The 463-nt window shown below is 30.5% G+C and carries 1 protein-coding gene; it reads left to right on the top strand.

Annotation, left to right across the window (positions count from 1 at the left end; all coding sequences use genetic code 11):
* Positions 1-463 (top strand): hypothetical protein (locus tag KJQ99_RS09660; RefSeq protein ID WP_214150704.1); only part of this gene is annotated, 463 nt, incomplete at both ends.

The following is a 463-nucleotide window of genomic DNA, read 5'->3' on the forward strand; positions in this document are numbered from 1 at the left end:
TTGCTGTTGATGGTAAATTTAAATATGTTCCAGAATTAGGTTGCAATAACTTTGGAGATTACAAGTTTACATTTAATGTAATTGGAACTGATATTAAAGGTGAAGCTAGCTTAAAACTTGTTGCTGATACTCAAACAAATACACCTAGCGTAGATAATACTACAAGTGATGTGGTTGTAGGTTCAGAAAACGGAATTATTAATATTAAACCAAGTGAAGATGCAAATAAAGTTCCAAGTGTTGATAATACTACAAATGGAAATACTAGTGATTCAGAAAACGGAATTATTAATATTAAGCCAAGTGAAGAAACAGATAATACACAAAACAAATCTGCTTTAGAATTTAAAGTATTCCAAGGCGATGAAGATGGATATTTCAACAACTTAACTGAAATTCCAAATGGTGGTAGAACATTTGATACTACTCCAACATTTATAGGTAAATCAGTTGCTAATGATAC

This window comes from Campylobacter sp. 2018MI13 (assembly GCF_018501135.1).
Lineage (GTDB): Bacteria > Campylobacterota > Campylobacteria > Campylobacterales > Campylobacteraceae > Campylobacter_E.